The 24,051-nt window shown below is 73.0% G+C and carries 21 protein-coding genes and 1 riboswitch; of the genes, 13 read left to right on the top strand and 8 right to left on the bottom strand.

Features of this window, described 5'->3' with window-relative positions; translation table 11 throughout:
- Positions 1 to 260 precede the first annotated feature (260 nt).
- From LNW72_RS08970 to LNW72_RS08955, 4 genes are all read left to right on the top strand, one after another.
- A complete protein-coding gene (locus tag LNW72_RS08970; RefSeq protein ID WP_250974923.1) occupies positions 261 to 1,076 on the top strand; it encodes an SAM-dependent methyltransferase in 816 nt (271 codons plus the stop codon).
- An 83-nt stretch (positions 1,077 to 1,159) separates the two neighbouring features.
- Positions 1,160 to 3,289 (top strand): EAL domain-containing protein, encoded by a 2,130-nt coding sequence (locus LNW72_RS08965; RefSeq protein ID WP_250980072.1) that lies wholly within the window; start codon positions 1,160 to 1,162, stop codon positions 3,287 to 3,289.
- A gap of 147 nt (positions 3,290 to 3,436) precedes the next feature.
- Entirely contained in the window at positions 3,437 to 4,693 is a 1,257-nt protein-coding gene (locus LNW72_RS08960) for an SLC13 family permease (protein WP_250980071.1), read from the top strand.
- Between the two features lie 305 nt (positions 4,694 to 4,998).
- Positions 4,999 to 6,174: an acyl-CoA dehydrogenase family protein gene (locus LNW72_RS08955; RefSeq protein WP_250974922.1), complete on the top strand. Its 1,176-nt coding sequence runs from the start codon at positions 4,999 to 5,001 to the stop codon at positions 6,172 to 6,174.
- 102 nt (positions 6,175 to 6,276) lie between these two features.
- Here LNW72_RS08955 and LNW72_RS08950 read toward each other — a convergent pair whose 3' ends face one another.
- Entirely contained in the window at positions 6,277 to 6,708 is a 432-nt protein-coding gene (locus LNW72_RS08950; protein ID WP_250974921.1) for a hypothetical protein, read from the bottom strand.
- A gap of 249 nt (positions 6,709 to 6,957) precedes the next feature.
- Here LNW72_RS08950 and LNW72_RS08945 point away from each other — a divergent pair, with 249 nt between their 5' ends.
- The 5 genes from LNW72_RS08945 to fxsA all read left to right on the top strand — a co-directional run bounded on the left by LNW72_RS08945 (position 6,958) and on the right by fxsA (position 12,821).
- Positions 6,958 to 7,398 carry an Lrp/AsnC family transcriptional regulator gene (locus LNW72_RS08945; protein WP_138353046.1) on the top strand — a complete coding sequence of 147 codons (441 nt, stop codon included), beginning with the start codon at positions 6,958 to 6,960 and terminating at the stop codon, positions 7,396 to 7,398.
- A gap of 30 nt (positions 7,399 to 7,428) precedes the next feature.
- Positions 7,429 to 9,057, top strand: coding sequence for an amidohydrolase (locus LNW72_RS08940; RefSeq protein ID WP_250974920.1), 1,629 nt, complete (start codon positions 7,429 to 7,431; stop codon positions 9,055 to 9,057).
- Between the two features lie 605 nt (positions 9,058 to 9,662).
- Entirely contained in the window at positions 9,663 to 11,333 is a 1,671-nt protein-coding gene (gene lnt / locus LNW72_RS08935; protein WP_374117188.1) for an apolipoprotein N-acyltransferase, read from the top strand.
- Positions 11,330 to 12,121 carry a polyprenol monophosphomannose synthase gene (locus LNW72_RS08930; RefSeq protein WP_250974919.1) on the top strand — a complete coding sequence of 264 codons (792 nt, stop codon included), beginning with the start codon at positions 11,330 to 11,332 and terminating at the stop codon, positions 12,119 to 12,121. Before lnt ends, LNW72_RS08930 begins: the two co-directional genes overlap by 4 nt.
- Before the next feature lie 106 nt (positions 12,122 to 12,227).
- Positions 12,228 to 12,821, top strand: coding sequence for an FxsA family membrane protein (gene fxsA / locus LNW72_RS08925; protein WP_250974918.1), 594 nt, complete (start codon positions 12,228 to 12,230; stop codon positions 12,819 to 12,821).
- 69 nt (positions 12,822 to 12,890) lie between these two features.
- Here the strand turns inward: fxsA and LNW72_RS08920 are convergent, their stop codons facing one another.
- The 4 genes from LNW72_RS08920 to LNW72_RS08905 all read right to left on the bottom strand — a co-directional run bounded on the left by LNW72_RS08920 (position 12,891) and on the right by LNW72_RS08905 (position 16,511).
- On the bottom strand, positions 12,891 to 13,265 hold the full coding sequence (locus tag LNW72_RS08920) for an RNA polymerase-binding protein RbpA (RefSeq protein WP_138353051.1): 375 nt from the start codon (positions 13,263 to 13,265) through the stop codon (positions 12,891 to 12,893).
- 313 nt (positions 13,266 to 13,578) lie between these two features.
- Positions 13,579 to 14,958: an MFS transporter gene (locus LNW72_RS08915; protein ID WP_250974917.1), complete on the bottom strand. Its 1,380-nt coding sequence runs from the start codon at positions 14,956 to 14,958 to the stop codon at positions 13,579 to 13,581.
- Positions 14,943 to 15,761 (bottom strand): glycerophosphodiester phosphodiesterase, encoded by an 819-nt coding sequence (locus tag LNW72_RS08910; protein ID WP_250974916.1) that lies wholly within the window; start codon positions 15,759 to 15,761, stop codon positions 14,943 to 14,945. Before LNW72_RS08910 ends, LNW72_RS08915 begins: the two co-directional genes overlap by 16 nt.
- A complete protein-coding gene (locus LNW72_RS08905; RefSeq protein WP_250974915.1) occupies positions 15,762 to 16,511 on the bottom strand; it encodes a hypothetical protein in 750 nt (249 codons plus the stop codon).
- A gap of 49 nt (positions 16,512 to 16,560) precedes the next feature.
- Between LNW72_RS08905 and LNW72_RS08900 the strand changes: the two genes are divergently transcribed.
- Positions 16,561 to 18,051: a PLP-dependent aminotransferase family protein gene (locus tag LNW72_RS08900; RefSeq protein WP_250974914.1), complete on the top strand. Its 1,491-nt coding sequence runs from the start codon at positions 16,561 to 16,563 to the stop codon at positions 18,049 to 18,051.
- Between the two features lie 66 nt (positions 18,052 to 18,117).
- Here LNW72_RS08900 and LNW72_RS08895 read toward each other — a convergent pair whose 3' ends face one another.
- The gene (locus LNW72_RS08895) at positions 18,118 to 19,773 is read right to left on the bottom strand and encodes a hypothetical protein (RefSeq protein WP_374117187.1); all 1,656 of its coding nucleotides are present in this window, start codon (positions 19,771 to 19,773) and stop codon (positions 18,118 to 18,120) included.
- Positions 19,774 to 19,887: 114 nt separating this feature from the next.
- The gene (locus tag LNW72_RS08890) at positions 19,888 to 20,082 is read right to left on the bottom strand and encodes a hypothetical protein (protein WP_250974913.1); all 195 of its coding nucleotides are present in this window, start codon (positions 20,080 to 20,082) and stop codon (positions 19,888 to 19,890) included.
- A gap of 279 nt (positions 20,083 to 20,361) precedes the next feature.
- Between LNW72_RS08890 and LNW72_RS08885 the strand changes: the two genes are divergently transcribed.
- From LNW72_RS08885 to LNW72_RS08875, 3 genes are all read left to right on the top strand, one after another.
- A complete protein-coding gene (locus tag LNW72_RS08885) occupies positions 20,362 to 21,024 on the top strand; it encodes a uridine kinase (protein ID WP_250974912.1) in 663 nt (220 codons plus the stop codon).
- Positions 21,025 to 21,038: 14 nt separating this feature from the next.
- Positions 21,039 to 22,088 (top strand): GNAT family N-acetyltransferase, encoded by a 1,050-nt coding sequence (locus tag LNW72_RS08880; RefSeq protein WP_250974911.1) that lies wholly within the window; start codon positions 21,039 to 21,041, stop codon positions 22,086 to 22,088.
- 321 nt (positions 22,089 to 22,409) lie between these two features.
- Positions 22,410 to 22,588: riboswitch (cyclic di-AMP (ydaO/yuaA leader) on the top strand.
- 5 nt (positions 22,589 to 22,593) lie between these two features.
- Positions 22,594 to 23,553 (top strand): LysM peptidoglycan-binding domain-containing M23 family metallopeptidase, encoded by a 960-nt coding sequence (locus LNW72_RS08875; protein ID WP_250974910.1) that lies wholly within the window; start codon positions 22,594 to 22,596, stop codon positions 23,551 to 23,553.
- A gap of 138 nt (positions 23,554 to 23,691) precedes the next feature.
- On the opposite strand, the gene LNW72_RS08870 is transcribed toward LNW72_RS08875, so the two are convergent.
- Positions 23,692 to 23,997 carry a cupin domain-containing protein gene (locus tag LNW72_RS08870; protein ID WP_250974909.1) on the bottom strand — a complete coding sequence of 102 codons (306 nt, stop codon included), beginning with the start codon at positions 23,995 to 23,997 and terminating at the stop codon, positions 23,692 to 23,694.
- Positions 23,998 to 24,051 lie beyond the last annotated feature (54 nt).

Genomic DNA, 24,051 nt, shown 5'->3' with positions numbered 1-24,051 from the left:
TCACTGAAGCCCGGTCACGGCATACGCTGCCGGGACAGCTGACATGTGCGGGCCCACCGGCCGTCGGCCGGTGGGCCCGCACATGTGCGCGAATCCGCAGCTGCGCGTTTTGGCAGGTGCATATGCCGGGAGTTCTCGCCGAAAACGGACGGACCATTTCCGGATGATATTCCGCTTCGCCCGGGTGATCGATAGCCTCGGCTCGAGAGCAGGCCGGTATCTTGGTCAGTCCAAGATCATCTGATGAGCTGGAGACCGTGATGGAGCGTCCCGCCTGGGCACCCCAGGGTATTGACCTGTCGGTGCCGAGTGTGTCGCGTATCTACGACTACTACCTCGGTGGCTCGCACAACTTCGAGGTGGACCGCGAGGCCGCCCGCCAGGCCATGGAGATCTTTCCCGGGCTTCCCAAGATCATGCAGGCCAACCGCGCGTTCATGCGCCGGGCGGTCCGCTACGCCGTCGACCAGGGCATCACCCAGTTCCTGGACATCGGCTCCGGCATACCCACCTTCGGCAACGTGCACGAGGTCGCCCAGGCCGCCAGCCCCGGCGCCCGGGTGCTCTACGTCGACAGCGACCCGGTGGCCGTGGCGCACAGCCGGGCGGTGCTCGACGGCAACCCGACGGCCCGGATCGCCGCCGCCGACCTGCGCACCCCCAAGAACATCCTGACCAGCCCCGAGGCCACCGAACTGCTCGACTTCGACCGGCCGGTGGCGCTGCTGCTCGTCGCCGTCCTCCACTTCCTGGCCGACGAGGACGACCCGGCCGCCGCGGTGGCCGAGCTGCGGGACGCACTCGCCCCCGGCAGCCTGCTGGTACTCACCCACGCCTCGACCGAGGGCGGCCCCATCTCGCCCGAGCAGGGCGGCGGCGTCCAGGGCGTCTACCGCAAGGCCAGCTCCCCGCTGATCATGCGGACCCGCTCCGAGGTGGCCGCGTTCTTCGAGGGCTTCGAACTCATCGAACCCGGTCTGGTCTCGATGCCCGACTGGCATCCGGACACCCCGGCCGGTCACGAAGAGGACCCCGCGGCCTTCGTCGGCTTCGCCGGCGTGGGGCTCAAGGCGTGACCTCACAGCCGGCAGGGACCGGTGCCTCCGGCCTGCACCTGGCCGGAGGCACCGGGCAGGACGCCACCACCGGGGACACCGGGCTGGACGCACGGGCCGACGGCCTGCGGCGGTTCGCCACCATCTGGAGCCGTGCGATCTATCCGGCGACCGCGACGTCGATGACGCGCGCCGAGTTCGAGGAGTACCTGCTCCCGCTGGCCCGCGGCCTCGACGAGGCGCTGCGGGCCACCCCGTTCGACCCGCGCCCGGCCTTCGAGGTCGGATCCGCGCTGGTCGCCGCGCACTGCACCGACCCCGAGGTGCTGCCCAGCATCCTGCGGGTGGTCGACGCGTACCTGGTGCTCTACTGCCCGCCGGAGGAACTGCCGGCCGACGAGAGCCGGTCCCGCTGCGCCCGGCTGCAGCACGCCATCGCGGCCGGGTTCGCCCGCGCGCTGGTCGAACGCACCCGCTACGAGCAGGAGGCCATCTCCCGGGCGGCGATCGCCGCCCGCGCGGAGGCCGAGACCGCGCTCCAGGCCAGCGAGGCCCGCTTCCGCGCGGTCTTCGAGGGCGCCGCGGTCGGCATCGGGATCGCCGGCCTCGACGGCCGGATCCTGGAGCTCAACGGCGCGCTGACCCAGATGTTCGGCGGCGAGCACCACGTCCGCAACCGGAACGTCAGCGACTTCGTGCACCCGGACGACGGCGCCGACGTCTGGGGGCTGTACGGGGAACTGGTCCGCGGCGAGCGCGACGAGTACCGCATCACCAAGCCGTACTACCGCCCTGACGGCACCGCGCTGTGGACCAACCTGTCCGTGTCGCTGCTCAGGGACTCCTCCGGCGTCCCGCAGTACCAGCTGGCGCTCATGGAGGACATCACCGAGGCCCGGCTGCTGACCGAGCGGCTGCGCCACGAGGCGACCCACGACACCCTCACCGGACTCCCGAACCGGGCGCTGTTCTTCGAACGGCTGGAACAGGCCCTGTCGCCCGGGACCGGCACCGAACGCCTCGGCCTGTGCTATCTCGACCTCGACGGCTTCAAGGCGGTCAACGACAGCCTCGGCCACGCGGTCGGGGACCGGCTGCTGGTCGCGGTCGCCGAGCGGCTGCAGGCCTGTGTGACCGCCCCGGACCAGCTGGTCGCCCGCATCGGCGGCGACGAGTTCGCCGCCCTGATCGTCGATCCCGCCACCCAGGGCGAGGTCACCGACCTGGCCGACCGGATCCTGGCCGCCCTGTCCACCACGGTCCGCCTCGACGGCCGTGAACTGCCCGTCCACGGCAGCATCGGCATCGTCGAGGGCCCCACCGGCACCCGCGGCGCGGCCGACGTGCTGCGCAGCGCCGACATCACGATGTACCGGGCCAAGGCCGCCGGCGGCAACCGCTACGAGGTCGCCGACCCGGACTCCGACGCCCGCGCGATCACCCGGCACGGCCTGACGAACCGGCTGCCGACCGCCCTGGAACGCGGCGAGTTCTTCATCGAGTACCAGCCCCTCATCCGGCTGGCCGACGGCAGCGTCCAGGGCGCGGAGGCCCTGGTCAGATGGTGCCACCCGCTGCACGGCGTGCTCGGGCCCGACCAGTTCATACCGCTGGCGGAGAGCACCGGGCAGATCGTCCCGCTCGGCCGCTGGGTGCTGCAGGAGTCCGCCCGGCAGGCGCGCGAATGGCAGCGCCGGAGTGCCGACGGCCTTCCGGTCCGCGTCAACGTCAACCTGTCCCCGTGCCAGCTCTACCACCCGGGGCTCGTCGACGAGGTCGCCGCCGTGCTGGAGGAGACCGGGCTGGATCCCACCGCCCTGTGCCTGGAAGTCACCGAGAGCGCCCTGATCGGCGCCGACGAGGACGCCCTCAAGCCGCTGCGCCGGCTGGTCGACCTGGGCGTGGACATAGCGCTCGACGACTTCGGCACCGGCTACTCCAACCTGTCGTCGCTGCGCTGGCTGCCGATCAGCAACCTCAAGCTCGACCGGGCCTTCACCCGGGGCATCCGGCAGCACCCGGCCGACCCCGTCGACCTCAAGATCGTCGAGGGGATCGTCTCCCTCGCGCACACGCTCGGCCTCACCGTGACCGTCGAAGGGGTGGAGACCCGCACCCAGGCGGAGCATCTGGGTCTGCTCGGCTGCGACACCGCCCAGGGCTGGTACTACGCCCGGCCGGGGCCGCCGGACCATCTCCACACCCTGACGCTCGCCGACGCGATGAGCGCCTGACGGCGGGCCGCGAGAACGTCACGGAGGACCCACCGGTCCCGGGTCGTGCCGGCGGCGTGGTGCATGCTGGCTCCTGACCCCGCCATGCGTGCGCCCGCTGCCCGCGGCTTCGCCATGTGACCGCCGTACGTTCCCAGGAGACCGACCCTGAGCAGCACCGTCGCCGAGATCCTGTCCGTCGTCCTGCTGTTGCTGGTCCTCGGGTTCGCGGTGGCCCGCCCGCGCGGCTGGCCCGAGGCGGCCGCGGCGGTGCCGGCCGCGGTGCTGGTGACCGCGACCGGCGCGGTGCCGTGGCAGGACGCCTGGTCACAGACCAGGGAACTGCTGCCGGTCGTCGGCTTCCTCGCCGCCGTGCTGGTGCTCGCGGAACTCTGCGCCGACGCGGGGCTGTTCACCGCGGCCGGGGACGCGATGGCCCGCGCCTGCCGGGGCGAGCCCGGCCGGCTGCTGGCCGGGGTGTTCGCGGTGGCCTCGCTGATCACCGCGGTGCTCAGCCTGGACGCGACGGTGGTGCTGCTGACCCCGGTGGTCATCGTGACCGCCGCCCGCGCCGGCACCCGGTCCCGGCCGCATGTCTACGCCTGCGCCCATCTGGCGAACTCGGCGTCGCTGCTGCTGCCGGTCTCCAACCTGACCAATCTGCTGGCCTTCGCCGCGGCCGGGCTCTCCTTCACCCGCTTCGCGGCGGTGATGGCGCTGCCGTGGCTGGTGGCGATCGGCTTGGAGTACCTGGTCTTCCGCCGCTTCTTCGCCGCCGATCTGGCCGCCCCGGCGCGCGCCGCGGAACCGGTGCCACGGCCCGCGCTCCCGGTGTTCACCCTCGTCGTCGTGGCCCTGACCCTCGCGGGCTTCGCCGTCACGTCGCTGGCCGGGGTGAACCCCGCCTGGGCGGCGCTGGCCGGCGCGCTGGTACTGGGGGTGCGGGCGCTGCGCCGCGGGCGGACGACCGTACGCGGCCTGGCGAGCGCCGCGAACCCGCTGTTCTGCCTGTTCGTGCTGGCACTGGGCATCGTCGTCAAGGCGGTGGTCGACAACGGCCTGGCCGACGCGGCGGACCGGGTGCTGCCGGACGGCGCGGGACTGCCCGAGCTGCTGGCGGTGGCGGCGTTCGCCGCCGTGCTGGCCAACCTGATCAACAACCTGCCGGCGGTGCTGGCCCTGCTGCCGCTCGTCGCGACGGCCGGACCCGGCCCCGTGCTCGCCGTCCTGATCGGCGTGAACCTCGGCCCGAACCTCACCTACGCCGGCTCGTTGGCCACTCTGCTGTGGCGCCGGATCCTCAGCGACCACGGCAAGGATCCGGAGCTGGGCGTCTTCACCCGCCTCGGCCTGCTGACGGTCCCTCTGACGCTGGTGGGCGCCACGACGGCCCTGTGGGCCATGCTGCGGCTGACGGGCACCTGACGGGGCCTCACAGCCGTCCGGCGGGGCTTCCGGGGCGACCCCTGGGACGGCCGGCCCCTGAGACGGCTCCTGGGACGCGCCTCAGTCCGGGCCGCCGCCCCTGGAGACCCCTGATCTGTACCGGTACCGGGCCTCGCCCCGTGACGCGGGGCGCCCGATCGGGCATACTCCATCGCGCCACAGCCGCTGATCAAGCCGCGCCGAGACCCGGCGGGAGACGATCGGCACCTGGGCATCGCAAGACGTACGGCACCGCCACACCCTGGGCGGTCGCCGCCGCGCCTGACAGGGAGGAGCGCGCCGCCATGCCTCACAACGGCCCGCAGCCGGTAGACCGCCACTTGCCCACCGAGGAGGCCCGAGACCTGCTCGCCCTCACCCGCGAGCTGGCCCAGCGGGAGATCCTGCCCCGGGCCGCCGAGGAGGAGGACACCGGGCACTTCCCGCGGGACACGTTCGCCCTCATCGGCGAGGCGGGGCTGCTCGGCCTCCCGTATCCGGAGGAGTACGGCGGCGGGGGACAGCCCTACGAGGTCTACCTGCAGGTCCTGGAGGAGCTGGCGGCCGCCCGGCTCACCGTCGGCCTCGGAGTGAGTGTCCACACCCTCGCCTGCCACGCGGTGGCGCACTTCGGCACCAAGGAGCAGCGTGCCGAGCACCTGCCCGCCATGCTCGGCGGCGCGCTCCTCGGCGCGTACTGCCTCTCCGAGCCCGCAGCGGGCTCCGACGCCGCGTCCCTGAACACCCGCGCGGTCCTCGCCGAGGGCGACTGGACCATCGACGGCACCAAGGCGTGGATCACCCACGGCGGTGTCGCCGACTTCTACACGGTGCTGGCCCGCAGCGGTGCCGAAGGCCCGCGCGGCATCACCGCGTTCCTGGTCCCCGCGGACTCACCGGGGCTGACCGCAGCCCAGCCCGAGCGGAAGATGGGCATGAAGGGCTCGCCCACCGCGCAGGTCCACTTCGACGGTGTGACCGTCCCGGACAGCCGGCGGGTCGGCGAGGAGGGCCAGGGCTTCTCCATCGCGCTGTCCGCGCTCGACTCGGGCCGGCTCGGCATCGCGGCCTGCGCCGTCGGCGTCGCCCAGGGCGCCCTCGACGAGGCGCTGGCCTACACGCTGGCCCGCAAGCAGTTCGGCCGTCCGCTCGTGGACTTCCAGGGGCTGCGCTTCATGCTCGCCGACATGGCCACCAAGATCGAGGCCGGCCGGGCGCTCTACCTCGCCGCGGCCCGGCTGCGCGACGCCGGCCGGGACTTCTCGCGGCAGGCGGCCATGGCCAAGCTCTTCTGCACGGACGCCGCGATGCAGGTGACCACCGACGCCGTGCAACTCCTGGGCGGCTACGGCTACACGGTGGACTTCCCCGTCGAGCGGTACATGCGCGAGGCCAAGGTGCTGCAGATCGTCGAGGGCACCAACCAGATCCAGCGCATGGTCATCGCCCGGCACCTCGCCGGACCGGAGAGCAAGCCGTAGTCCGGCGAACGAGCCCTGGTCCCCTGGGCGAGCCGTGACGCCACGCCGGTGCCGCGCCCCCCGGGGACGCGGCACCGGCATCGCGGGCGGTCGCCGCCGGGTTCAGGCCGCGCGCTGGCGCGGCACCCGTACCGGACGGGACTCAGGGCCGTACGCGTGCGAGAACGGCTGGGTGCGCCAGTCGAGTCCGGCCGGCAGTGTCAGCAGGGTGGCGAGATCCTCGCCGGTGTACTCCATGCAGTCCACCTGCTGCGCGTCCCGCAACGCGCGCCCGGAACCGGCACAGACGGTGAGGCCGAACGGATTCCACGGCGTGGGGCACAGCGCGTGCTCCGGCAGCACCTCCTCGCCCTCGAACAGCGCGATCGGCCGCGCGCAGTCCGGGCAGTGCACCCGCAGGATGTCGTAGACCTCGTCGTCGAACGCCTCCTCGGCGTCCAGCGCGGCGGCTTCGAGCGCCTGGGCGCGTTCGTCGTCCTCCTCGAGTACGGGCTGCGTACGTTCGCTGCGGCTGGGCCGCACATGGGTGCGCATAGTGGGATCCCCCTTGGATGAACGCCCGTTCGACGGGCCCGCCGGGCACGACGGCCACGGCCATAGCGAGCACTTCCCGCCCGGCGCGCCCGATAACCGTGGCGGCCGCCACCATGGGGTGCATCCGGTGTGGCCTTCGTCACATCTGGTGCCGTTCCGGGCGTGCGCGCGCCGGGAGAACGCCCTCCCGCCCCGGCGTGCCCCCTGCCCGCTGTGCCGGAGGCCCTCCGGGGCAGTAAGTTGACCGCCGTGGAGGAGCTGGATCAACAGATCGTGGAACTTCTCGTCGCCGATGGGCGGATGAGCTACACCGACCTGGGCAAGGCCACCGGCCTGTCCACCTCGGCGGTGCACCAGCGGGTGCGCCGGCTGGAGCAGCGCGGGGTGATCCGCGGCTACGCCGCGATCGTCGACGCCGAAGCGGTCGGACTCTCCCTGACGGCGTTCATCTCGATCAAACCGTTCGACCCGAGCGCGCCGGACGACATCGCGGAGCGCCTCGCCGAGGTACCGGAGATCGAGGCCTGCCACAGCGTCGCGGGGGAGGAGAACTACATCCTCAAGGTCCGCGTCGCGACCCCCGGCGAGCTGGAGCACCTGCTCGCCCGGATCCGCACCCTGGCCGGGGTCTCCACCCGCACCACCGTCGTGCTGTCCACTCCGTACGAGGCCAGGCCCCCGCGCATCTGAGCGCTCCGGGCAGGGGAGAGACTGTCCCTCATGAACGAGCGCACCCCTTCCACCACCGTGCTGCTGCGCGGCGGAACCGTCTACAGCCCCGCCGACCCCTTCGCCACGGCCATGGTCGTGGAGGGCGGCACCGTCGCCTGGGTGGGATCCGAGGGCGCCGCCGACTCCTTCGTGGACGGCGTCGACGAAGTGGTCCACCTCGACGGCGCGCTCGTCACCCCCGCGTTCACCGACGCGCACGTCCACACCACCGCGACCGGACTGGCGCTCACCGGCCTCGACCTCACCGCCGCCGGCTCCCTCGCCGACGCGCTCGCCCGCACCGCCGCTTTCTCCCGCGACCGTCCCGGCGACCGGGTGCTGCTCGGCCACGGCTGGGACGAGTCGCGCTGGCCCGAGCGGCGGACCCCGTCCCGCCAGGAGCTGGACGAGGCGGTCGGCGGCCGGCCGCTCTATCTGACCCGGGTCGACGTGCACTCCGCCGTCGTCACCACCGCGCTGCTCGACCTCGTCCCCGGGGTGCGCGACCTGCCGGGGTACCACCCGGAGGGCCCGCTCACCAGCGACGCGCACCACGCCGTACGCCGCGCCGCGCACGCCGCCGTCACCCCCGCCCAGCGGCTCGCGGCGCAGCGCGCCGCACTGCGGCACGCCGCCTCGCTGGGCATCAGCGCGGTGCACGAGTGCGCCGGCCCCGACATCTCCTCCGAGGACGACCTCACCGGCCTGCTGGCGCTCGCCGCGGCGGAATCCGGTCCCCGGGTCTTCGGGTACTGGGCGGAGGCCGTGAAGGACGCCTCGGGGCTCGACCGGATCCGCGACCTGGGCGCCGTCGGCGCGGGCGGCGACCTGTTCGTCGACGGATCCCTCGGCTCCCGCACCGCCTGCCTGCACGCGCCCTACGCCGACGCCCCGCACGACGGCGTCTCCTTCATCGACACCGACACCATCGCCGCCCACGTCGCCACCTGCACCGAGGCCGGCGTCCAGGCGGGCTTCCACGCCATCGGGGACGCCGCCGTCTCCTCCGTCGTGGCCGGCGTACGGGCCGCCGCCGAACGCGTCGGCGCCGACCGGATCCGGGCGCTGCGGCACCGGGTCGAGCACGCCGAGATGATGACGCCCGACGCGATCACCGGCTTCGCCGAACTGGGGCTGATCGCCTCGGTGCAGCCGGCCTTCGACGCGGCCTGGGGCGGCGAGGAGGGCATGTACGCGGAGCGGCTCGGCGCCGAACGGGCCCGGACGCTCAACTCCTACGCGGCGATGGTGCGGGCCGGCGTGCCGCTCGTCCTCGGCTCCGACAGCCCCGTCACCCCGCTCGACCCGTGGGGCGCCGTGCGCGCCGCCGCGTTCCACCGCACCCCCGGGCACCGCATCTCGGCCCGCGCCGCCTTCAACGCCCACACCCGGGGCGGCTGGCGCGCGGTCGGCCGGGACGACACCGGCGTCCTGATGCCGGGCGCGCCCGCCGACTACGTGCTCTGGCGCGGTGGCGAACTGGTGGTGCAGGCCCCTGACGAGCGGGTCGCCAACTGGTCCACCGACCCGCGTTCGGGCACCCCGGGCCTGCCGGACGTGGCGCCGGACCGTGCCCTTCCGGTCGCGCTGCGTACCGTCGTGTCCGGTCGCACGGTCTACGCACGGCCGAACGAGTGACCCTTGGCGGCCACATGCGGCCGAACGGTGTGCCCTCGGCCTGTCGCGCCGACTCGCCGGGCCCCGCACTGACCTGCTGATTTGAAGGATCATCGCAGGTCAAGTGGCTGTTGACAGCCAACGGTCGAGGGCGAGTAGGTTCGGCCGAGTCCACCACAGGACGTCGGACCGGGGACCCTCCGCGAATCCGTCGACCGCCGCTGGGCCATGGGGTGTCGCGCCGCACGTGCACGCCGCCACTGGCAGCCAGGTCCAGCGTCAGCGGCACGGAAAGCGGCTCGCTTCACGGCGAGTGCCGCCGGACGGCAGGTGTGACCCGGGAAGGGCCCGGACGCCCAGTAGACAACGGCCTTGGCGCCGACTCGCAGCCAGCGGGTCCCAGGTCGGCCCGAAGGGCGTTCCGGGCCCGTTCCGTAGCGGGCGCTCCCGCACTGCCACGCCCCCTGCCGTGCCCCCGCGCCGTGCCCGCCCGCCCGCGTTCCCGCGCCCGAGCCTTTGCACACCCGCGACCCGCACCGGCGCGAACACGTTGTACCGTCACTGCACCAGCTCACCACCTGCAGGAAGGCCGCGACGTGCGCCCGCGACCCGACACCGCCCCGGCCGTGGATCCAGCCGCAGAACCGGCCGCGGATCCAGCCAAGGACGCGGTCGTGGACCCGGCCGCCGGTCCGGACGTGGCCCAGCCCGGGCCCGCGCGGCCCGGCCGGCGCCGCCGTGCCGCGCGGGCCGCCCGCCGCGCCGCCCCGCGCAGCGCCGCCGCCGCGCTCTGCGGACTGGCGCTCGCCGCCGCGTTCCCGCCCTACGACGTGTGGCCGCTGTCGATCGTCGCGGTCGCCGGGCTGTCCGTCCTCACCCGGGGCAGGACCGCCCGGCAGGGCGCCTGGCTCGGCTTCGCCTTCGCGCTGCCGTTCTTCCTGTGGCTGCTGCTGTGGCTGCGGGTCGTCGGCTACGACGCGGTCTTCGGGCTGTCCGTGCTGGAGGCGCTCTTCATCGCCGCGCTCGGGGCCGGCCTGGCGATCACCTCCCGGCTGCCGGGCTGGCCGCTGTGGGGCGGCTGCCTGTGGGTGGCCGAGGAACTGGCCCGGGACCGGCTGCCCTTCGGCGGCTTCCCCTGGGGCCGCCTGGCGTTCGCCAACACCGGCTCGTCCTTCACGCCGCTGGCGGCCCTCGGCGGTGCCCCGCTGGTGACCTTCGCCGTCGCGCTGACCGGCACGCTGCTGGCCGCGGCCGTGCTCGCCGCCCTGCGGCTGCGCGCCGCCGGGACCGCGCGCACCGCCCGGACGCTGCTGCCCGTCGCCGGGACCGCCGCGCTCGCGGCCGCCCTGCTCGCCGCCGGCTACGCGGTACCGGTGCCCACGAACGCCACCGACTTCGTCAAGGTGGCCATCGTGCAGGGCAACGTCCAGCAGCCCGGGATGCACTTCCTCGGCCGGCCGATGCAGATCCTGGACAACCATGTCGCGGCCACCCTCAAGCTGGCGAAGGACATCAGGGAGAAGCGCACGCCCAAGCCGGATCTGGTGATCTGGCCGGAGAACTCCTCCGACCTGGACCCGTTCAGCAACCCGCAGGCGTACGACAAGATCACCGGCGCGGTGCGGGCGGTGGGTGTCCCGGTCCTGGTCGGCGCGCTGGTCGACGGCCCGGACGCCCGGCATGTGCAGAACGAGGGCATCGTCTGGGACCCGGTCTCCGGGCCCGGCGCCTCGTACACCAAGCAGCACCCGGTGCCGTTCGGTGAGTACGTGCCCTTCCGCACCGAGCTCACCAAGGTCATCCACCGGCTCGACCAGATCCCGCGGGACTTCTACCCGGGCAGGAACACCGGCGTCCTCAAGATCGGCCCCGCCACGCTCGGCGACGTCATCTGCTTCGAGGTCGCCTACGACGAGATCGTGCACGACACCGTGAAGGCCGGGGCGCGCGCGATCATCGTCCAGACCAACAACGCGACGTACGGCCGCACCGGACAGCCCGAGCAGCAGCTCGCCATGTCGCGGCTGCGGGCCGTCGAACACGGCCGCGCCATCGTCACCGCCGCGACCAGCGGCATCAGCGCGGTGGTGGCCCCCGACGGCACCATTGAGCAGCGCACGAAGGAATTCACCCAGGATGTCCTGAGTGCCCGGATCCCGCTGCGCGACGAGCTCACCGTGGCCGACCGCGTCGGTACGGTTCCCGAGTGGACTCTCGCTATGGTGGGGATTCTGTCCTGCGCTGTCGCCATCGCGCTCGGCAGGCGCGAAGCCACAAAATCGAAGGGGCAGCAGTGAACGAGGGCGGTGGGGTTTCCCATGACGGAGTCCAGGGGAGGGACTTCGGTCCGCTCGGCACGGTTCTGGTCATCATCCCGACCTACAACGAAGCCGAGAACATCAAGCCGATCGTGGCCCGGGTCCGGTCCTCGGTACCCGGGGCGCACATCCTGGTCGCCGATGACAACAGCCCCGACGGCACCGGCAAGCTCGCCGACGAACTGGCCTCGGGTGACGATCACGTCCATGTGCTGCACCGGCAGGGCAAGGAAGGCCTCGGCGCCGCCTACCTGGCTGGCTTCCGCTGGGGCATCGACCAGGGCTACGGCGTCCTCGTCGAGATGGACGCCGACGGCTCGCACCAGCCTGAGGAGCTGCCCCGGCTGCTGACCGCCCTCAAGGGCGCGGACCTGGTCCTCGGCTCCCGGTGGATCCCCGGCGGCCGGGTCGTCAACTGGCCCAAGTCCCGCGAGTTCCTCTCGCGCGGCGGCAGCACGTACTCGCGGATCCTGCTGGACGTGCCCATCCGTGACGTCACCGGCGGCTACCGGGCCTTCCGCAAGGAGACCCTGACGGGTCTGGGCATGGACGAGGTGGCCTCGGCCGGCTACTGCTTCCAGGTCGACCTGGCCTGGCGCACGGTCAAGGCCGGCTTCCACGTCGTCGAGGTCCCCATCACCTTCGTGGAGCGCGAGCGCGGCGACAGCAAGATGAGCCGCAACATCGTGGTCGAGGCGCTGTGGCGGGTCACCGCCTGGGGTGTGGGCTCCCGGGCGAGCCGGGTCTTCGGCCGCTCGTCCCGCTGACGGTGGTCGGGTCGGGGCGTTCCGGCGGGGTGCGATCCGGTCGGGCGTGATCGGCGATGTCCGCCGGTGATCGTGGCTTTATCCGGGCCCAGGCACAATTGACCGTATGACTACCAGCACCCCGCCCCCCGTCCGTCCCCGGCGCTCGCGCGTCCGTACCTTCGCGCCGCTCGTGGTGGCGGCCTGGGCGGTCCTGGAGATCTGGCTGCTGACCGTGGTGGCCTCGGCCACCAGCGGGCTCACCGTCCTGCTGCTGCTCGTGGCCGGGTTCGTGCTCGGCGCGCTCGCGGTGAAGCGGGCCGGGCGCAGCGCCTGGCGCAGCCTGACGGTCTCCATGCAGCCCGGGGCTCCGGGGACCCCCGGCGCACCGGGGATCGCTCCGTCAGGGAGCGAGCCGACCGGGGCGGCGCTGGGCATGCTCGGCGGTCTGCTGCTGATGATCCCGGGCTTCGTCTCCGACGCGGCCGGGCTGCTGTGCCTGTTCCCGCCGACCCGCGCGCTGCTGCGCAAGGCGGCGGACCGTGCCCTCGGGCGCCGCAAGAGCTACGACTCCGGCTCGATCGGTGATCTGTTCCAGCAGGCGCGGGTGGCCAACGAGCAGATCCGGATCCACCGTCCCGACGGCAAGGTCATCCCCGGCGAGGTCATCCAGGGCGAGGTCGTGGACCCGGACCGCAAAAACCCCGGGACAGAGCGCTGATCGGCGCTCCGCCACGGGGCAGAAGTGTTGGGCGGGCCCGTGTGTCACCACGGGCCCGATGCCTGTTGGTCAGGCGCTCTTGCGGTTGTCGCGCGGATGCACCGCGATGTTCATCGCTCCGGACCTCAGGACGGCCAGCCTCTCGGCCAGCACCTCCTCGAGCTCCTCGAGCGTGCGCCGCTCCATGAGCATGTCCCAGTGCGTGCGCGCGGGCTTGGTTTCCTTCTTCTCCGGGCCCTCTCCGTCCACCAGAAGTGCGATGGTGCCGCATGCACGGCACTCCCACTCCGACGGAATCTCGGCCTCAACCGAGAACGGCATCTCAAAGCGATGTCCGTTCCGGCATGCGTACTCAACGGTCTGGCGAGGTGCCAGATCGATACCACGGTCGGTCTCGTAGCTAGTGGCCCCGAGTCGCGTACCGCGGAGAGCTCGCTCACTCATGAATCGTGCCTCCCGGGCTTTGTCGCCCACAGGACAGGTGTCGCTGTCGTCGTCATCCGGTCAACGTCCGGTCGGCGGTGAAGATTCCCGTTGAGGGACATGCGCCCGCCCGTCGCCCACCGCCACCCTTTCTCGGAGGGCGCTGCGCGCCGCGCTTTTTCCTACCGTCGTGCCGCCCCTGTTTGTACCCACCATTGACCGTTTTGTCACATCTGTTACCAGATGTCACCCGGCGCTTGGGTATCTTTGGCGCGCAGTAACGGTCAACCTGGCGGGACAACCGCGTACACTACCGGCCCGCGACCCCCAATACCTAAATTGTGTCCGGGACGCGATTTCCCGCGGCCTCCACCGCCGCGCGCACCGGCACCCGGGCCAGCAGCACGAACCCCACCGCGAAGAAGATCACCAGCGAGATGATCGCGTCACGATAGCTGCCGGTCAGCTGGTACGTGAGCCCGAAAAGCAGAGGTCCGAGCCAGCTCGTTCCCCGGTCGCTGACCTCGTACACGGAGAAGTACTCGGCCTCCTTGCCCCGCGGCACCAGGTGGGAAAAGAGCGATCGGGACAGCGCCTGACTGCCACCGAGGACCATCCCGATGGCCGCAGCGAGCGCGAAGAACCAGACAGGTTCACCCGCGGGAAGGAAATATCCGGCGCCGATGGTGACGGTCCAGGCGGCCAGCGAGGCCAGTACGGTGCGCTGGGCCCCGTAGCGGGCGGCCAGCCGGCCCAGTACCAGCGCGCCGACGACGGCCAGCACCTGAACCAGCAGGATGGCGGTGATCAGCGTGCCCTGTTCCAGGCCCAGCTCCTCCGAGCCGTACACCGACGCCTGCGAGATCACCGTCTGGATGCCGTCGTTGTAGACGAGGTACGCCAGCAGGAAGGCGAGCGTCAGCGGATAGCGGCGCATGTCCCGGGCGGTGGCCGCCAGCTGCCGCCAGCCCTGGCCGAGCGCGCCGGACCCGGCGTCGCCGGCGGACGGGCCGGCGGCGGCGCGTGGCGACGGGCGGTCCCGCAGCCGGCGCAGCGGCACCACCGTGAACACCGCCCACCACAGTCCCGCCGAGGCGAGGCAGATGCGCACCGCCGTCCCCTTGGACACGCCGAAGGCGTCGTGGCCCAGGAATAGCCCGAGGTTCGCCACCAGCATCAGCGCGCCCCCCGCGTACCCGAAGGCCCAGCCCCTCGACGACACGGCGTCCCGCTCGTGCGGCTCCGCGATCTGCGACAGGAAGGCGTTGTAGAGCACCACGGACGCCGCGTACGAGACGTTCGCCACGATCAGCAGCGCGCCGCCGAGCAGATAGCGGTCGCCGGACAGGAAGAACATCCCGGCGGTCGCCGCCGCGCCCAGATAGGCGAACGCTCCCATCAGCGGCTTCTTGCGGCCGGTACGGTCCGCGACCGCGCCCGCCAGCGGCATCACCAGCACCGACAGCAGCACCGAGGCGGAGATCGTGTACGCGAAGTACGCGCCCGCCCGCACCGGGATGCCCAGCGGGTGCACATAGCCGTCGGCGTCGGAGGCGGCCTTCGCGACCTCCGTGAGATAGGGGCCGAGGAAGACCGTGATCACACTCGTGGAGAAGACCGAGTTGGCCCAGTCGTAGAAATACCAGCCGTGCTGCTCGCGGCGCCGCTCCAGGGCGCGCTCCGCGACCGCCGTCTCCGTTACCGCCGTGTCCACCAGGTCCCCCGCTCGGACAACACCGTGCGCAGTGCCTCGATGTGATCGGTCATGATGCCATCCACTCCGAGGTCGAGGAGCGCGGTCATCCGCCGGGGGTCGTTGATCGTCCAGACATGGACCTGCAGACCCCGCCGGTGCGCGGCGTCGATGAACCTGCGGTCCGCCACCGGAACGCCCGCGACGCGCTCCGGCACCTGGACGCAGACCGCGCCGCGCCGTACCGCCGCGTCGAGCAGCCGCGCGGGCAGCCGCTCCAGCGGCCGGCCGCCGTACGAGCGCAGCCGCAGGCCCGCGACCCCCCGGGTGCCCAGCGAGGTGGCCAGCCGGGGTCCGGCGAGCGCCCGCAGCCGGGCCACCCGGGCCTCGGAGAACGATCCGGCGCACACCCGGTCCCAGGCGTCCGCCGTGCGGATCGCGTCGAGCAGCGGGCCGGCGGCGGCCTCCGCCTTCACGTCCACGTTCCACCGGGCACCGGGAAAGGCCGCCAGCAGCTCCGCGAACGTGGAGACCGGCTCACGGCCCGCGACCCGGGCCCGGGAGACCTCGCTCCAGGGCCGTCCGGCGATGGCGCCGCGCGCGTCGGTGACCCGGTCCAGGGTCGCGTCGTGGAAGGCGACCAGTACGCCGTCCGACGTCAGATGGACGTCGGTCTCCAGATAGCGGTAGCCGAGGTCGACGGCACGGCGGAAGGCCGTCAGGGTGTTCTCCAGGCCGTCCGCCGCACCTCCGCGATGGGCGAAGGCGAGGGGTGCCGGATGGTCCAGGTACGGGTGGACCGGGGGAGGGGGAGGTGCGCTCACCTACGGCAGTATGGCCGGGTCCGCGGCGGCCCCGGCCACCGGGCGGTCCCCGCAGGCCGCGACGGCCGGCGAGCGTTCCGGCTCCGGCGGGGTGACCGGAGCCGGCTCAGGCGGTGCGGCCGGCTGCGGGATCTCGAAGAAGCGCAGGAAGTACTGGGCCAGCGGCCCGATCGCCACCGCGTACAGCACGGTGCCCACCCCGACGCTGCCGCCCAGCAGGAAGCCGACGGCCAGCACCGTCAGCTCGATGCCGGTGCGGACCAGCCGGATCGACCGGCCCGTCCTGCGGTGCAGTCCGGTCATCAGCCCGTCGCGCGGGCCGGGTCCGAAGCGTGCCGTTATGTAGAGGCCGGTCGCCACTCCGTTGAGCACGATCGCCGCCACCAGCAGCGGGATCCGGACGCCGAGCGCGTGGACCTCCGGCAGCAGCCGCAGCGTGCCGTCCATGGCCAGTCCTACGATGAAGACGTTGGACACGGTGCCCAGGCCGGGCCGCTGCCGCAGCGGCCACCACAGCAGCAGCACCGCCGCCCCCACCACGATCGACACCATGCCGATGCTCAGCCCGGAATGATCGGATATCCCCTGGTGGAAGACGTCCCACGGGTCCAGGCCGAGACCGGCGCCGACCAGGAGGCCGTCGCTGGCGCCGTACAGCACCAGACCGGCGTAGAGATGGACGATGCGGCGACCGGTGTGCACGGTGACCCCCCTGGTGAAGGTGGCAAGATGCGTGGCACTCTGTGGCATGGATGTGGGTGACCGCCACAGCCAATCCGCGAAAGGTGGACTGAATTCCATGTCGCAGTGGACTGCATCGGTAGGAGCGGCGCCGCTCGCCCGGCTGCTCGAACCCCGGCCGGCCCCCGGTGCCGGTGGCCGTCGCGTACCCGCGTACCGCGGACTCGCCGACGGCGTACGGCTGCTGGTGCTCGAAGGCCGGGTACCGGTCGCCGCCCGGCTGCCCGCCGAGCGGGAGCTCGCGCTCGCGCTGGGTGTCAGCCGCACCACCGTCGCCGCCGCGTACGAGACGCTGCGCGCCGAGGGGTTCGCCCGTTCCCGGCGGGGCGCCGGCAGCTGGACCGCCATACCGGAGGGCCACGCGCTGCCGAGCCGGATCCTCGACCCGCTCCCGCCGGACTCCGCGGGCACCGTCATCGACCTCGGCTGCGCGGCCCTGCCCGCCCCCGAGCCGTGGCTGACCCGCGCGATGGAGGGCGCCCTGGCCGAACTCCCGGCCTACGCGGCCACCCACGGCGACTTCCCCGCCGGACTCCCGGTGCTGCGCGAGGCGATCGCCGACCGCTACACCGCCCGTGGGGTCCCCACCATGCCCGAGCAGATCATGGTCACCACCGGTGCCATGGGCGCCATCGCCGCGGCGGCCCGGCGGCTCGTCGGGCTCGGTGAACGGGTCGCGGTGGAGTCCCCGAGCTACGCCAACGTGCTGGAGCTGTTCCGCGAGACCGGCGCCCGGCTGGTGCCGGTGGCCATGCGCGACAACCTCGGCGGCTGGGACATCGACGCCTGGCAGCGGGTGCTGCGCGACGCGGCGCCGCGGATGGCCTACGTCATGCCCGACTTCCACAACCCGACCGGCACCCTGGTCGGCGACGAGCAGCGCCGCGCCCTGGTCGAGACGGCCCGTGCCTCGGGGACGGTGGTCGTCGCGGACGAGACGATGGCGGAGCTCGTGCTGGACCCGGACACGACCGTGCCGCGGCCGATGGCCGCGTTCGACCGGGGCGGCACGGTGATCACGGTCGGCTCCGCGAGCAAGGCGATCTGGGCGGGACTGCGGATCGGCTGGGTCCGGGCGGCGCCCGACGTCGTCCGCCGGCTGGTCTCCGCCCGCGCCTATCTGGACCTCGGATCCCCCGTCGTCGACCAGCTCGCCGTGGCCTGGCTGCTGCGTGGCGGCGGCTGGGACCAGGCCGTCGGCACCCGCCGCGCCCGCGCCGCGGGGCACCGTGACGACCTGGTGGCGGCGCTGCGCGAGCAGACCCCGGACTGGGAGTTCACCGTGCCGGCCGGCGGTATGACGATGTGGGTGCGGACCGGCGACGTGTCGGGCTCCCGGCTCGCGGTGGCGGGCGAACGCCTCGGCGTCCGTGTTCCGTCCGGGCCCCGGTTCGGTGTCGACGGGGCCTTCGAGTCCTATGTGCGGCTGCCGTTCACGGTCGGCGGGGCCACCGCCGAGGAGGCCGTCTCCCGGCTGGCCGCCGCCGCCCACATCGTCCGCTCCGGCGGCGGCTCCGACGCCGAGGGCGCCGGCCTCTTCGTGGCCTGACCGCAGGATCCGGGTCCGGCGGGCACCGGACCCGGACCTGGACCCGGACCGCTCCGGCGCGGAGCGTCAGCGCTCCAGGTCCGCCGTCCGGCGGATCAGCGGCTGCGGCAGCGGTTCCCGGCCGGGCTCCCGCTCCGGTGCGTGCTGCTCCGGTTCCTGCTCCGGTTCGTGCTCCAGGGCGTCGGCGGGGGCGTCGACCAGGGGCAGCAGGGCCAGGACGGCCTCGCGGTCGGCCTCGCCGGTCTCCTCGTCGTACGGGTCGGGGGTGGCCGGGACCTGCAGTCGCAGCACCGGGCCGGTGCCGAGCCGGGCGTAGCCGCGGCCGGCCGGGACCTCGGCCGCCGAGGTGGTGCACTGCGGGGCGCCGAGGACGGCCCGCGCGTGCTCGGGGTCGAGTGCGCCGAGCAGGACGCGGGCGCGGGTGTGGGTGATGACGGCCGGGGTCAGTACCTCGGCGGCGTCGACCTGGTCGGCGACGGCCACCGCCACGTTGGCGGTGCGTCCGTGTCGCAGCGGGACGTCCAGCAGCAGCTGCGGGTCGGGGCGGCCCTCGGCGTGGGCGAGCTGGGTGAGCGCGGTGGGCCGGTCGACGAGGATCCACAGCGGGCGGCGGGTGTCCTCCGGTGCCGGATGCCCGGCCTGGCGGGCCCGGTTGACGGCGATCAGCCGCCGTTCCGTTTCGTGCGCCGCCCATTCGAGGGTGGCGCAGGTCCCGGCCAGACCGCTCTCGACGGCCAGCACCCCCGGACGTCCGACGAGGCAGGCGTACTCACCGCTGCCGCTGCCGTCGATGACCACGACATCGCCGTGGCACAGCGCCTGCAGGGCGATCGACCGCAGCAGGCTGGTCGTGCCGGTGCCCGGCCGGCCCAGTGCCAGCAGATGCGGCTCGGTGGCGCGCGGCCCGGTCCGCCAGACGACGGCCGGGGCGTCGCGGACCTCGTCCCCGTCGGCGACCGGAACGGTGCGCTGGACGGCTTCGGAGTCGGTGAAGCCGAGGACGGTCTCGCCGGGCGCGGTGACGAAGCGCTGGGCGGTGATGCCGGTGGACAGCGGCCCCAGCGCGGTGAGGGTGAGGTGGTTCTCCTCCTCGTTCCAGTCGAAGCGGTACTCGCGGCCGCGCCCCGCCTTGGCGTGCAGCAGCTGTTCGACGCGGGACCGCGCCGTGGCCTCGCCGTCGGTGAAGTACGCCGGGTAGCGCAGATGCAGCCGGGCCAGCCGGCCCTCCTCGAAGGTGTACTCGGTGAAGGCGCTGTCCCAGCCGCCGTCGCGTGCGTACAGCGGGGCCGGGTCGTCGGGGTCGGACAGATAGGGCACCAGCGCCTCGTACAGCGCCTGGAGCTTCCCGGACTCGGCCTCGCTGGGTCCGGTCGGCGCCGGTGCGGTGCGGTCGCGGCCCATCCAGCCCGCGCAGGCCAGCAGTGCGCCCAGCGCCAGCAGCGGGCCGTAAGGCATCAGCGCGACGACGACGATCGCGGCGGCGCAGAGCAGCAGTGCCGGGCCGCGCCGGTCCTTGGGGGTGCGGGCCCACCAGCTGCGGGCCCAGCCGGCCTGCATGCGCATGCCCCGGGTGATGGTGATCAGCGGATGGAGCACGTCGGTGGCACTGTCGGCGGCGGTCCGCGCGAGTTCGCGGCTGCGCGCGAGCGACGGCCGGCTGTTCACGATGGTCGCGAACGACGGCCTGCTGCTCAGGATGCTGGGGAGGGGGCGCCTGGCCACGGATGCTCCAGTGGGTGGGTTCGCGGGAGGGTGGCGGGTCGTGGGTGACGAGATGGGGCCCGGAGCGCCGGCATGCGGCCCCGGGCCCTGGGGCTGCCGTCGTAGACGGCCCCGCTAGATCTTGATCCCGCCCAGCAGGCTCGCAAGGCTGGCTCCGCCGGCCTTGATGCTCGGGGCGATGCCGGTGCCCGCGAGGTAGAAGCCGAAGAGGGCGCAGACGAGAAGGTGGGAGACCTTCAGTCCGTCCTTGCGGAAGAACAGGAACGCGATGACGCCGAGCAGAACGACGCCTGAGATAGACAGGATCATTGGGCTTTCTCCTGGGTGATGGGGACGGTCACCATGAGTTCTTCCAGGCTCACAAAAAGTAATGGGTACTGGAAAGTGGTAAATGGGTGATTTGTAGGAAATTTCCCCCGGATGGTCGTTCCGGAAGCCCGCCGGAGCGATCTCGGCGCGATCATTGCCGGGCCCGCCGCGGGTCATGTCCGCCGTCACGCCGATGGCGCAGCCAAGTCGCCCGGACGGCCGAGTGACCCCGCCGATCCAGGGCCAGGGCGTGGCGCCGCGTATGCGACGATGCCGCCCATGCGGCTGACTCCGATCACCTGGCCCCGGCTGGCCGGGACCCTCGCCGACCGGGTGGCCGGCCTCACTCCGACGGCCGCCAGGCCGTGGCTGCGGGTGGCCGTCGACGGCGCCCCGGCCGCCGCGCCGGCCGCCCTGGCGGACGCGCTCGCCGGTGAGCTGCCCGCCCGCGGCCACCGCGTCCTGCGGGTGCGTGCCGCGGACTTCTGGCGGCCGGCCTCGCTGCGCTTCGAGTACGGCCGCGAGGACTCCGACGCGTACTACGACCTGTGGCTGGACACCGGAGCGCTGCGCCGTGAGGTCCTCGACCCGCTGGCGCCCGGCGGCAGCGGCCGGGTGCTGCCCTCGCTGTGGGACGCGGCCACCGACCGCGCGACCCGGGCCGGCTACGTCGAACTGCCGCCCGGCGGCGTCCTGCTGCTGGACGGTCAACTCCTGCTCGGCCAGGGGCTCGACCTGGACCTGACGGTCCATCTGCGGCTCTCCCCGGCGGCCCTGGCCCGGCGCACCCCGGACGAAGAGCACTGGACACTCCCCGCCTTCGGGCGGTACGCCGACGAGGTCCGTCCGGCGGAGGCCGCGGACGTCCTGGTGCACGCCGACGACCCCCGGCACCCGGCGTGGAGCGGACATCCCTTGCCGCCGGACCACGCGGACGGCTAGCGTCGCCCACCACCATGACCTTCGCGATCGCGCCGATGAGCGCCGAGCACATACCCGAGGCCGCCGCCCTGTACGACCGCTGGTCCGGACACTCCCGCAAGAGCCGGCCGCCGGGCGCCCCCACCGGTCAGGAACTGCTCGGAAGACTGCTCGCGGAACCGGACACCGAGGCCTACTTCGCCCGGGACAGCGGCGGCAGGCCCGCCGGCTATCTCGCGGCCTCCCCGCTCGACCTCGCCGAGGACACACCCGGCGCGCTCCGCAGTCACCCGCGCTCCGCGGTGGTCCGGCACGGCGGGCACGCACCCGCGCCGGGGCAGCGCGACAACGCCGCGCTGCTCGCCCTGTACGCCGAGGCGGCCGCCCGGCTCGTCGCCCAGCGGCGACTGGTCCACTACGTCGAACTGCCGGCGTCCGGGACCGCCGCGATGGACTGGTGCCAACTGGGCTTCGGCTTCGAGGAGATGTACGGGCTGATGGCGGTCAAGCCCCGCGGCCGGCAGCCGCGCGGGGTGGACGGGCTGAGCATCCGCCGGGCCGGCCCCGGCGATCTGCCGCAGATCGGCCGGATGGCCGCGGAGTCGGCCCGCTACCAGCGGGAGTCGGCCATGTTCCTGCCGCAGTCCGACGCCGCCCTCGCCGCGATGCGCACCCGCTACACCGACACGCTCTCCGACCCCCGCTGCGCGGCCTGGATCGCCGGCCGCGGCGGTGAGGAGATCGGCATGGTGCTGCTCGCCCCGTCCCCGGCCGGCCCGGTCACCCCGGACGGCTGCGTGGAGCTGGCCGAGGCGTACGTCGAGCCGTCCGCGCGGGGCGAGGGCGTCAGCCGGATTCTGCTCGCCACCGCGGCGGCCTGGGCGTACGACCACGAGTACCGGCACATCGGCGCCCGCTGGCACTCCGCTTCGCCGCTGGCGGCGGGGCACTGGCCCGCGGTGGGCTTCCGGGTCGCGGCCTACCGCCTCAGCCGCGTCCTCGACCCCCGGATCCGCCCGGGGCACGCCTCGGGGCAGTTCGCCGGGCAGGTCCAGGGGCGGGATCGGGCACCGCTCGGCACGTGACCGCGCTCACACCCGGCCCGCCGAGTGAGCGGGCTCACGCGTGTGATACGCAGAGCTGCCGCCTTCTCCACGGTGCGTTCCCGACATACGTCTTTTATTACGCCTTCAGTGTGTCGCTTCACTGAAAGTGAAGAAATCGCACACGTACAGAACGGGCGGAACGACTCAGGGTCACCGAAATGCGCGGGCGGCTCCGCACGTGATATGCGGCTCATGCCCGAATGTTGCCCTGTCGTCGGGAGTTCGCCTAGCTTCGCTCTCCTGCGGGTCAAATGCTCGCAGGATCCCACCGGGTGGAACGCCTAGTCCTGCCGCTGCCCGGTGCTTTGAACACCAAACTTCTACGGCAGGAGCGGGGGACCCAGGTAAGTGCCGTTCCCGAAGATCGGGAACGGCTTGGGGTGAAGTCGCAACAGGCCGCGCCGTCAATGGCGCATGCCGCGACCGGGCAGCTCCAGCCCGAACCCGACAGCTCACCTCGCCGGCGTAGGAGAGGAACTCCCCCATGCCCGCAAAGGGAAAGCACCGTATTGGCCGTATGAGCCGGCTCACCAGGATCTGCGTCGCGGCCGGCACCGGTGGCGCCGCGCTCGCGCTGCCGCTGGCGATGTCGTCGAACGCCTTCGCCGCTGACACGCACGTGACCGCCGCGAACGCCGCCGCCTCCGCCCCGGCGCACGCCGCCCCGGCCGCCAAGGCCGCTCCGGCGAAGACCGCCGACACGTACAAGGTGGTCGGCGGGGACAGCCTGTCGAAGATCGCCGACGTGCACCACGTCAACGGCGGCTGGCAGAAGCTGTACGCCGACAACAAGCAGACCGTCGGCGGCAACCCGGACCTGATCTTCCCGGGCCAGACCCTGGCCCTGGGCTCCAAGGCCGTGCCGTCGAACTCCGCCCCGTCCGCCGACCCGGCGCCGAAGGCGTCCCCGAAGGCGTCCACGGAGACGAAGACGGAGACGAAGAAGGCCCCGGCGAAGAAGGCCCCGGCCAAGAGCGAGTCGACCGCGAAGTCCTCGTCCTCCGCCGACAAGGCCCCCGCCGCCGCGAGCTCCTCCTCCGGCTACACCCTCCCGGTCTCGGGCGCCAGCATCGGCACCCCGTACCACCAGTCCGGTTCCAGCTGGTCCAGCGGTTACCACACCGGTGTGGACTTCGTCGTGTCGACCGGCACCACGGTGAAGGCGATCGCCGCCGGCACCGTCATCTCCGCGGGCGACGGCGGCGCGTACGGCAACCAGGTCGTCATCCAGCACAGCGACGGCAAGTACTCGCAGTACGCGCACCTGTCCTCGCTGTCCGTCTCGGCCGGCGAGACCGTCACCGAGGGCCAGCAGATCGGCCTGTCCGGCGCGACCGGCAACGTGACCGGCCCGCACCTGCACTTCGAGATCCGTACCGGTCCCGACTACGGCTCGGACATCGACCCGGTCGCGTACCTGAACGAGCACGGCGTGACCGTCTGACCCGTCCCGCGACGCCGCGCGTGAACGCGCGCGCCTCGTGAGACGCGCAGTGCCCGCCTGTCCTGGAACTGACCCGGGACGGGCGGGCACTTCCGCGTTCCGCCCCGGATCGGTACCCGTACCCGAACCGGTGCGCGGTCAGCCGGCGGGGTGGTTGTAGCCGAACACCCGCGCCCCGGTCTCGGACCGCGGTCGGTGGCTGGAGCCCTGTTCGAGCAGGACGTAGGTGCCGGGGCCGTGCCGCAGGTCGCCCTCGATGACCTCGCCCTCGGCCACGAAGTAGCCCTCGCCGACCGTCTCGTGCACATCGACGCCGGGCCACCGGGAGCCGGGTTCGAAGTCCACCACCCAGAAGGTGAACGGGGCCGGGCCGGGCAGTTCGCGCAGCAGGATGCCGGGGCCGATCTCGGTGGTGGGCACATCGTCGACGTGGAGGGCCAGCACACTTCCCGGTGTTCTCCGAGCCTGATCAGGTGCGTTCATCCGGTCAGCATCTCC

The sequence above is a fragment of the Streptomyces sp. RKAG293 genome (assembly GCF_023701745.1).
Taxonomy (GTDB): domain Bacteria; phylum Actinomycetota; class Actinomycetes; order Streptomycetales; family Streptomycetaceae; genus Actinacidiphila.
This window is presented reverse-complemented; position numbering and strand designations above follow the sequence as displayed.

Excerpts from the sequence above, each read along its gene's own strand:
- LNW72_RS08905 (WP_250974915.1), bottom strand. The coding sequence starts at position 16,511 with ATGCCACAGAGTGCCACGCATCTTGCCACCTTCACCAGGGGGGTCACC.
- fxsA (WP_250974918.1), top strand. The coding sequence starts at position 12,228 with ATGACTACCAGCACCCCGCCCCCCGTCCGTCCCCGGCGCTCGCGCGTC.
- LNW72_RS08875 (WP_250974910.1), top strand. The coding sequence starts at position 22,594 with ATGCCCGCAAAGGGAAAGCACCGTATTGGCCGTATGAGCCGGCTCACC.
- LNW72_RS08970 (WP_250974923.1), top strand. The coding sequence starts at position 261 with ATGGAGCGTCCCGCCTGGGCACCCCAGGGTATTGACCTGTCGGTGCCG.
- LNW72_RS08940 (WP_250974920.1), top strand. The coding sequence starts at position 7,429 with ATGAACGAGCGCACCCCTTCCACCACCGTGCTGCTGCGCGGCGGAACC.
- LNW72_RS08955 (WP_250974922.1), top strand. The coding sequence starts at position 4,999 with ATGCCTCACAACGGCCCGCAGCCGGTAGACCGCCACTTGCCCACCGAG.
- LNW72_RS08900 (WP_250974914.1), top strand. The coding sequence starts at position 16,561 with ATGTCGCAGTGGACTGCATCGGTAGGAGCGGCGCCGCTCGCCCGGCTG.
- LNW72_RS08950 (WP_250974921.1), bottom strand. The coding sequence starts at position 6,708 with ATGCGCACCCATGTGCGGCCCAGCCGCAGCGAACGTACGCAGCCCGTA.
- LNW72_RS08885 (WP_250974912.1), top strand. The coding sequence starts at position 20,362 with ATGCGGCTGACTCCGATCACCTGGCCCCGGCTGGCCGGGACCCTCGCC.
- LNW72_RS08880 (WP_250974911.1), top strand. The coding sequence starts at position 21,039 with ATGACCTTCGCGATCGCGCCGATGAGCGCCGAGCACATACCCGAGGCC.
- LNW72_RS08890 (WP_250974913.1), bottom strand. The coding sequence starts at position 20,082 with ATGATCCTGTCTATCTCAGGCGTCGTTCTGCTCGGCGTCATCGCGTTC.
- LNW72_RS08920 (WP_138353051.1), bottom strand. The coding sequence starts at position 13,265 with ATGAGTGAGCGAGCTCTCCGCGGTACGCGACTCGGGGCCACTAGCTAC.